Origin of the sequence: Streptomyces synnematoformans, assembly GCF_039531005.1 — a bacterium.
GTDB classification, from domain to species: domain Bacteria; phylum Actinomycetota; class Actinomycetes; order Streptomycetales; family Streptomycetaceae; genus Streptomyces; species Streptomyces synnematoformans.
In genome coordinates this window covers 82514-91962 of record NZ_BAAAPF010000004.1, presented here as the reverse complement: position 1 = coordinate 91962, position 9449 = coordinate 82514, and the positions used below count along the sequence as shown (strand labels likewise).

Sequence of the window (9449 nt, the reverse complement as noted above, 5' to 3'; positions counted from 1 at the left end):
CGCTCGCCTGGGCGGCCCGGGCGGCCGGCCTGGTGCTGGCGCTGGCCGCCGGCTGGTACGCCGCCCGGCTGCTCGACCGCCCGCTGCGCCGCCTCGGTGGCACCGGCAGGCCGGTCGCCCGCGGGGACTTCGTCGGCCGCGTGTGCGTCGTGCGCACCGCTGCCGTCACCCCCGCGTACGGCCAGGCGGAGGTGACCGCGGCCGACGGTTCCGGCGCGACCGTTCAGATCCGCGCGGAGGACGGCAACGGCCTCGCGGCCGGCAGCCGCGCACTGATCTTCGACTACGACGCCGAAGGCGAGTTCTTCCGCGTCGCATCCGCCGACGGGCTCCCCGACGTCCCCGGGCCTCCCTGACGTCCCCGGCGTCCCGGCGCCCCCCGGCGTCCCGGCGCCTCCGGCTGACACGCACGCACATTCAGACCGCAGAGAAAGAAGAACTCATGAACGCCATCACCACGGGACTCGGCGTGCTGATAGCCGTGGCCCTCGTCATCGGGCTCGCGCTGCTGTTCGCCGTGAGCCGGCTGTTCCGCAAGGTGCGGCAGGGCCACGCGCTGATCGTCTCCAAGATGCGCAAGGTCGACGTGACCTTCACCGGCACCGTCGTGCTGCCGGTGCTGCACAAGGCCGAACTCATGGACATCTCCGTGAAGACCATGGAGATCGAGCGGACCGGCAAGGAAGGGCTGATCTGCCGGGACAACATCCGCGCCGACATCCGCATCTCGTTCTTCGTCCGGGTCAACAAGACCGTCGAGGACGTCATCAAGGTGGCGCAGGCGATCGGCACCGAGCGGGCCAGCGACCAGGACACGCTGCAGCAGCTGTTCAACGCCAAGTTCTCCGAGGCGCTCAAGACCGTCGGCAAGCAGCTCGACTTCGCCGACCTCTACACCAAGCGCGACGAGTTCCGCGACCGGATCATCCGCATCATCGGCACCGATCTCAACGGCTACAGCCTTGAGGACGCCGCCATCGACTACCTTGAGCAGACCCCGATGGCCCAGCTCGACGGCCAGAACATCCTCGACGCCCAGGGCATCCGGAAGATCACCGAGCTGACCGCGGTCGAGAACGTGCGCACCAACGAGCTGCGGCGGGACGAGGAGAAGGAGATCACCCGCAAGAACGTCGAGGCCCGCGAGGCCGTCCTCGAACTCGAACGCCGCCAGGCCGACGCCGAGGCGAAGCAGCAGCGCGAGGTCGGGATCGTACGGGCGCGGGAGGAGGCCGAGACCGCCAAGGTCCAGGCCGAGGAGCGGCTCAAGGCGCACACCGCGCACATCAAGACCGAGGAGCAGCTCGGCATCCAGAACGAGAACCGGGAGCGCGAGGTCGCCGTCGCCCAGCTCAATCGCGAGCGGGTCGTCGCGATCGAGAACGAGAAGATCGAGAAGGACCGGCTGCTGGAGGTCATCGCCCGGGAGCGGGCGACCGAGCTGTCCCGGATCGCCAAGGACAAGGAGGTCGAGGGCGAGAAGCGGGACATCGCCGACGTCGTCCGCGAGCGGATCGCGGTCGAGAAGACGGTGGCGCAGCAGGAGGAGGAGATCAAGAAGCTGCGTACGGTCGAGGAGGCCGAGCGCGAGCGCCAGGCGCTGATCATCGCCGCGGAGGCGGAGGCGCAGGAGCGGCTGGTCAAGGACATCAAGGCCGCCGAGGCCGCCGAGCAGGCGGCGGACCACCGGGCCGCCGAGGAGCTCACCATGGCGGAGGCCCGCCGCAAGGCCGCCGAGCTGGACGCGGCGGCGGCCATCCGGCTGGCCGAGGGCAAGCAGGCCGACGCGGCCGCCGAGGGGCTCGCCGCCGCCCAGGTGCAGGAGCGCAGCGCGGAGGCCGTCGCCAAGGTCGGCAAGGCGGAGGCCGACGTCGAGCGGGACAAGGCGCTCGCCGGCGCCGAGGGGCTGCGGGAGAAGCTCCGGGCGGAGGCCGCGGGCATCAACGAGAAGGCGGCGGCGATGGCCGCGCTGGACGCGGCCAGCCGGGAGCACGAGGAGTACCGGCTGCGGCTGGAGGCGGAGAAGGACATCCGGATGGCGCAGGTCGACGTGGGCCGCAAGATCGCCGAGGCGCAGGCGACGGTGCTCGCCACCGGGCTGGAGAACGCCGACATCAGCATCGTCGGCGGGGACAGCGTCTTCTTCGACAAGCTGGTGAACGCGGTGTCGATGGGCAAGAGCGTCGACGGCTTCGTCGGCAGCTCCGAGTCGGTGCAGGCGATGGCCGGTCCGTGGCTGCGGTCCGACAGCACGTTCACGTCGGACGTGACGACGATGGCGGCCGGGCTCGGCGCGACGGGCCTGCGGGACCTGAGCGTCGCCGGCCTGCTCACCCGGCTCATCGCGGCGGACGGCCCGCACGCCGGGGCCCTGGCCCAGCTGCTGGAGGCGGCCCGCGCGAGCGGCGCGGCGGACCTCCCGGCGGCGTCGCTGGTCGGCCCGGCGGCGGTCAACGGCGCGGTGCCGCTGACCAAGGAGTAGAAGGAGTAGACGGCCCGGGCGGGGCCGGGAATCCGGCCCCGGGGCCCGGCCCCGGCCCTCGGGCCGGGGCCGGCCGGCGGGCCGCGACGCGTCGCTGGACGCGACGACACGAACGTCGGGAACGACAACGAACGAGGTGGAGGACGAGGTGGAGACCGCCCCGCCGCAGGTACACGGCAGCCCGGACGCCCTGGCGGCCGGCACGTACGAGGTGCTGCGCGACCGGCTGCGCACCGCCGCCGAGGAGCTGGCCCGCCGGGCGGAGACGCTCAACGCCCGCCGCGTCGCGGCGTTCGGCGGCGCCGAGGCGCGGCTCGCCGGCACCGAGCGCATCCGGACCGAGCACAACTGCGTGCCCCGCGACATCGTGCAGATCGGCGGCGTGCTGCTGTTCGGCTACAACGTCCACCTCGGCCTCAAGCCCGAGACCGACGTCGCCGACGTGTTCTCGCTGCAGCACTTCGAGTTCGCCGACGAAGCCGGGAAGAGCACGGACCGGGGCGCGGACGCGGGCGAGGACGGGCACGGAGACGGGGGCGGCGCGCAAGGCGGCCACGACGGGCAGGGCGGGCAGGGCGGGGGCGGCGCGGACGGCGCGGCGATACGGTTCCGCCCCGCGTCCCAGGACGCCGTGCCCGGCCTGCTCGACGACCCCGCCTTCCGCCGGGACTTCGCCGAGCTGTACCGCTACTACCGCGAGACCCAGCTCCTCCAGCTGCGGCTGGCCGGCTCCCACCTGCTCGCCGTCTTCCAGACGGGGAACGCGCTCACCGACATCCGGGTGCTGCGCTGGCGCGTCGCCCCGGACGGCGCCGTCGCCTACGTCGACAACCGCGGCGAGCGCGACCACGTCTTCCCGCCCGCCCACGACTTCGAGTGGACGGCCACCACCCGCGCCGACCACGTGCAGGGCCGCCACCCGCACGTCTCCGTCCGCGGCCTGGTCTTCGTCGAGTGCGTCGGCGGCACCCTCACCCTCAAGGCCGAGGACAGCACCGACACCGGTGAAGGCATCTACAGCGAGCCCGTGGACGAACCGCTGCAGTCGCTCGCGGACGCCGAGATCGACTACGCCCTCGTCGGCCCCCTGGTCCTGCTGCGGATCCTCCCGTACAACGAGAAGACCCGCCGCCACCTGGTCTACAACACCCGCTCCAAGGAGGTCGTCCGGCTCGACGGCCTCGGCCGGGCCTGCCGCCGGCTGCCGGAGGAGCAGGGCGTCATCTTCCCCGGCGGCTACTACCTCGCCGACGTCCCCGCGGGCAGCGCCGCGCGGACCTTCGACACCGACACGAAGGACCTCGAATACCAGGGCGTCGTCCACTCCCCGAACGGCGAGGACGTCCTCTACGTCTTCCACGCCCGCGCCGAGGGCCGCACCCTGCTGCTGCCGTACAACGTCATCCGCAAGGACGTCGCCACCCTCTGGCAGACGCACGGCTGGTCGCTCTTCGAGGACGGCACGATGATCGTCCTGCGGACGGCGGCCGGCGGCGAGCCGACCCGCGTGCACCCCGTGCAGGTGTGGCGCACCCCGTACGTGTCCGACGCGCACGCCGCCGCCCAGCCCGCCGGCACCGGGCCGCTGGCCAGGATCGGCAACGCCGAACTCGTGCGGGGGATCTCCGACTGCCTGTCGGTGGCGCGGATGGCCGACGAGATGGAGCCCAGCCGTGCCGTCTTCGAGGCCATCGTCGCCGCCGCCAACCGCGTCGCCGACCACCACCACTGGCTGGGCGAGCCGGCCATTGGGGGTGCCCCCGCCAGTGAGGGCGTAGCCGGCGGGGGAGGGGGTACGTCCGCCGGTGAGGGTGCAGCCGGTGGGGGAGGGGACCTCGCCGCGCCGCTGGAGTCGGTCCGTACCACCGCCGAGCAGGTCATCGACGAGTTCGAGCGGGTCGAGGAGCTGCGCGCCCAGGCCGCCGCGGCCGTCGACGAGGCCGCCGCGCGGATCACCGGCCAGGTGCGCCGGGCCCGGGGCACCGCGCCGGACACCGCCGACGGCTGGGTGACCCAGATCGCCGGGCTCCGCCGCTCCCAGGGCCGGCTGGAGACGCTGCGCGAGCAGCGCTACGCCGACCTCGGCCGCATCGACGAACTCGACGCGCAGCTGGCGGAGTCGCTGGCGGCCGCCGGCCGCCGCGCGGTGGCGTTCCTCAGCGAGGAGACCGCCTTCGACGCCGCCCGCTCGACCGCCGACGAGCTGGCCGCCGAGGCCGGCGCGGTGGCGACGGCCGCGGCGGCGGAGCCGGTCGCCGGGCGCATCGACGAGCAGGCCGCGGCGCTGCAGGCGGTCACCGAGGTGATCGGCACGCTCGACCTGGCGGACGCGACGCTGCGGACGTCGATCCTCGCCCGCATCGGCGAGGTGCTCGGCGCCGTCAACCGGGCCCGTGCGCGGCTCGACGGCCGCCGCCGGGAGCTGCGGGAGCAGGAGGGCAGCGCCGAGTTCGCCGCCGAGTTCGCGCTGCTGGGCCAGGCGGTGACCGGCGGGCTGGCCGCGGCCGGCACGCCGGAGGACTGCGACGAGCAGCTGGGCCGGCTCATGCTCCGGCTGGAGGACCTGGAGGCGAAGTTCGGTTCCGCGGAGGACTTCGCCGAGCAGATCGCCGCCCGCCGCGAGGAGGTCCACGAGGCGTTCTCCGCCCGCAAGCAGGCGCAGCTCGACGAGCGCGCCCGGCACGCCGACCGGCTGGCGCGGTCCGCCGAGCGGATCCTCGGCACCGTCTCCCGCCGGACCGCGGCCCTGCGGAGCGCGGACGACGTCCACACCTTCTTCGCCTCCGACCCGCTGGTGGCCAAGGTCCGTACCACCGCCGCGGAACTGCGCACCCTCGGCGACACCGTACGCGCCGAGGAGCTGGAGGGGCGGCTCAAGGCCGCGCGCCAGGAGGCGGTGCGCGCCCTGCGCGACCGCGCCGACCTCTACGACGACGGGCAGGGCACGCTGCGCCTGGGCCGGCACCGGTTCGCCGTCAACTCCCGGCCGGCCGAGCTGACGCTCGTGCCGCAGGACGGGGAGCCGGTGTTCGTGATCACCGGCACCGACTACCGGGCGCCGGTGGCCGACCCCGGCTTCGCGGACACCCGGGACTTCTGGGACCAGCCGCTGGTCTCCGAGTCGCCCGCGGTCTACCGCGGCGAGTACCTGGCGGCGCGGCTGCTCGCCGGGGCTCCCGCTGCGGAGCTGGCGGCGGCGGCAGGCGACGGCGCGGGCGAGGGCGGCGGGGGTGACGGCGGCGTCGACGGCCTGGCGGAGCTGGCGCGGCAGGCCGCCGCGGCGGCGTACGCCGTCCGGTACGACCGCGGCGTGCACGACGGGTTCGCGGCCGCGATCCTCGGCGCGCTGCTGCGGCTGCGCGACGAGTGCGGGCTGCTGCGGTTCACCCCGGAGGTGCGGGCCGCGGCGCAGCTGTTCTGGGCGTACGGGACCGGGGTCGAGGAGCGCGCCGGGTGGTCGACGCGCGCCCGGTCGCTGGCGCGCGCCCGGGCGGCGTTCGGGCTCGGCCGCACCGACGGCACGGTGGCGGAGCTGTCGGACGAACTGGCGGCCCGGGCGGCGGAGTTCCACACCGCGGCGGGGCTGCCCCTGCCGGGCGCCCGGGCCCGCGCCGACGTCGGCGCGTACCTCTTCGAGGAGCTGGCCGCCGCGGACCCGCCCGCGTTCGTCACCGGCCCCGCGGCCCGCGCGCTGCGCACCGGCTTCCTGGAGGCGCTCGGCCCGGGCGGCGCCAAGGACTACGCGCGCGACCTCGACGCCCGCGCCGGCGCCCTCGCCGCCCGGCACCAGCTCGCCGCCGCCTGGCTCGGCGCGTACGCGGCCGGCACGGGCGCCGACGCCGCCGGCCTCGCGGAGGCCGTCGCCGTGGAGGTCACCGGCGCCGCCCTCGCCCGGCAGGACTCCGGCGCCGTTACCGAGACGGCCGTCGAGGGGCTGCTCGGCAGCCATCGCCGCATCGACGGCGGGCGGCTCGTGGTGCGCCTCGACGAGTTCCTCGCCCGCACCGCCGAGTTCAGCGACGTACGGGTCCCGGCCTACCGGCAGTACCTGCGCCGGCGCACCGCGCTCGTCGGCGCCGAGCGCGAGCGGCTGCGCCTGGACACGTACCGGCCGCAGGTCATGTCGACGTTCGTCCGCAACCGGCTCCTCGACGAGGTGTACCTGCCGCTGATCGGCGACAACCTCGCCAAGCAGCTCGGCACCGCCGGCGGCGAGTCCGGCGCCCGCCGCACCGACAGCCAGGGCCTGCTGCTCCTGCTCTCCCCGCCCGGCTACGGCAAGACGTCGCTGATGGAGTACGTCGCCGCCCGGCTCGGCCTGGTCTTCGTCAAGGTCGACGGCCCGGCGCTGGGCACCGGCACCACCTCCCTCGACCCGGCGGCCGCCCCGGACGCGGGCGCCCGCCGGGAGGTCGAGAAGATCAACTTCGCCCTCGCCATGGGCAACAACACCCTGCTCTACCTCGACGACATCCAGCACACATCGCCGGAGCTGCTGCAGCGGTTCGTCTCGCTGTGCGACGCGCAGCGCCGCATGGAGGGCGTGTGGGACGGCTCCTCGCGCGTCTTCGACCTGCGCGGCAAGCGGTTCGCGGTGTGCATGGCCGGCAACCCGTTCACCGAGTCCGGGGCCCGCTTCCAGGTGCCCGACATGCTCGCCAACCGCGCCGACGTGTGGAACCTCGGCGACGTCCTGTCCGGCAGGGAGCAGCTGTTCGCCCTCAGCCACATCGAGAACGCCCTCACCTCCAACCCCGTCCTCGCGCCGCTCGCCTCCCGCGAACGCGCCGACACCGACCTCCTGGTCCGCCTCGCCCGCGGCGACGCCGACGCCCGCGCCGACCGCCTCGCCCACCCGTACGCCACGGCCGAACTGGACCAGGTCCTCGGCGTGCTGCGCAGGCTGCTGCACGTCCGCGACACGGTGCTCAAGGTCAACGCGGCCTACATCGCCTCCGCGGCGCAGTCCGACGCCGCCCGCACCGAGCCGCCGTTCAAGCTGCAGGGCTCGTACCGGAACACCAACAGGCTCGCCGAGCGGATCATGCCGGTGATGAACGACGACGAGGTGGAGGCGCTGATCGACGACCACTACCTGGGCGAGGCGCAGACGCTGGCCCAGGGCGCGGAGGCGAATCTTCTGAAGCTCGCCGAGCTGCGCGGCCGGCTGACGGAGCCGCAGGCGGAACGCTGGGAGGCGGTGAAGGCGGCCTACGCCGCGACCCGCCCCGGGGGACGGTGAGCGGGGCTGGTGGATTCGGGGACGCGACCCTACGGTGCACGAGTGGACGACACGAAACAGGGCGACGGACAGCCGGGTCCGGGGGACGAAGTCCCGCTGGACTTCCCCCGGGCCTGGGCCGAGTTCGCCGACCCCGCCGACGACGAGCAGGTCTTCCGCTGCGACCTGACGTGGCTGACGTCACGCTGGTCGTGCATCTTCGGCAGCGGCTGCCAGGGGATGCTGGCGGGACGCCCCGACGACGGCTGCTGCACCCTCGGCGCGCACTTCTCCGACGAGGACGACGAGGAGCGCGTACGCCGCCACGCCCGGCGGCTCACCCCGGAGATATGGCAGCACCACGCTGAGGGCACGGGCCCGGAGGGCTTCACCGAGCCCGACCCGTACGCCGAGGAGGAGGGGAAGCACAAGACCCGGCGCGTCGAGGGCACCTGCATCTTCCACAACCGGGCCGGCTTCCCCGGCGGTGCGGGCTGTGCGCTGCACCTGCTGGCGCTGCGGGAGGGCCGCGAGCCGCTGGAGACCAAGCCGGACGTGTGCTGGCAGCTGCCGGTGCGGTGGACGCACGAGTGGGTGACGCGGCCGGACGACACGCAGGTGCTGGTGATCTCGATCGGCGAGTACGACCGCAGGGGCTGGGGCCCGGGCGGGCACGACCTGCACTGGTGGTGCACGTCGGCGCCCTCGGCGCACGGCGCCGGCGAGCCGGTGTACGTGTCGTACCGGCCGGAGCTGGTGGCGCTGATGGGGCAGAAGGCCTACGACGTGCTGGCGCGGCTCTGCGAGGAGCGCGTCGCCGGCCCGCGGCACGGCCTGCCCCTGATCGCGCCGCACCCGGCGGATCCGGTGGACCCGGCGGACCAGGTGCACGAGGTCAGGTGAGCAGGGAGCCCCCGCGGCGCGCACGGTTGAACAGCAGCCGGTACGCCACCAGGCTCAGCACGAGCCAGCACAGCCCGGCGAGCGCCGCGCGCCCGGCGGCGTGCGCCGTGGGGCCGAGCCCCGCGTCCGACTCCAGCAGGAGCAGAGCCGACAGCCCGTGGGTCACCGGGATGGTCTCCGCCACGGCCTGCACCGGGCCGGGCCAGAAGTGCACCGGGGTGATCGCGCCGCTGAGCACGGTGACAGCCATCGTGCCCAGCGCGCTCAGCAGGTTGTTCGCCATCGGCACCAGGAGCGCGACGGCGCCCAGCACCAGCGCCACGCAGTACGTGGCGAGCGTCGTCAGCAGCACCAGCAGCAGCACCAGCGGCACCTGCACCGCCGTCCACGACGCGCCGAAGAACGGCGAGAGGGCGAGCAGCACGATCGAGCTGCTCACCACCCCGGACACCGGCCAGCACAGGCTCCGGCCCAGGAAGAACCAGCCGGGCCGCACGGGGGACGCGGCGAGCAGCGGCAGCGTACCCAGCAGGATGTCGCGTACGGTCGTGGAGATGCCCTGCATCGCCTGGAGCACGCCGACCAGCAGCGAGGCGCCGAGCACCACGTGCACCGCGTAGTCGGAGTCGCCGACGAGCGCGGCGAGCTGGCTGAAGAACAGCACCTGGCACAGCAGCCGGATCAGCCAGCCGCCGAGCCAGGTGCGCCAGGTGTAGTAGGCGCGGAAGTCCTCGACGGTCACCACCGCGCCCTGGCGGACCGCGACCGCGGCCGCGCCGAGACGCCCCCAAGCCGCCTTGGCCGTCCTCGGCGCCCTCACTGCCCTCGCCTTCTCGGCGGGAG

Annotated in this window: 4 protein-coding genes and 1 pseudogene; 4 read left to right on the top strand and 1 reads right to left on the bottom strand. The window is 74.4% G+C overall.

Annotation, left to right across the window (positions count from 1 at the left end; genetic code table 11):
• The 4 genes and pseudogenes from ABD317_RS02695 to ABD317_RS02680 form a co-directional block, all read left to right on the top strand.
• Positions 1 to 356, top strand: a pseudogene (locus ABD317_RS02695) (hypothetical protein); the annotation flags it as partial.
• Between the two features lie 86 nt (positions 357 to 442).
• A complete protein-coding gene (locus tag ABD317_RS02690) occupies positions 443 to 2482 on the top strand; it encodes an SPFH domain-containing protein (RefSeq protein WP_344287417.1) in 2040 nt (679 codons plus the stop codon).
• A gap of 136 nt (positions 2483 to 2618) precedes the next feature.
• Positions 2619 to 7724, top strand: a complete 5106-nt coding sequence (locus tag ABD317_RS02685; RefSeq protein WP_344287415.1) for a DNA repair ATPase — start codon at positions 2619 to 2621, stop codon at positions 7722 to 7724.
• Between the two features lie 42 nt (positions 7725 to 7766).
• A complete protein-coding gene (locus tag ABD317_RS02680) occupies positions 7767 to 8606 on the top strand; it encodes a DUF3109 family protein (protein WP_344287413.1) in 840 nt (279 codons plus the stop codon).
• On the opposite strand, the gene ABD317_RS02675 is transcribed toward ABD317_RS02680, so the two are convergent.
• Complete coding sequence (locus ABD317_RS02675; protein WP_344287411.1) at positions 8599 to 9426, bottom strand: ABC transporter permease; 828 nt, start codon at positions 9424 to 9426, stop codon at positions 8599 to 8601. The two genes, ABD317_RS02680 and ABD317_RS02675, sit on opposite strands and share 8 nt — an antisense overlap.
• Positions 9427 to 9449 lie beyond the last annotated feature (23 nt).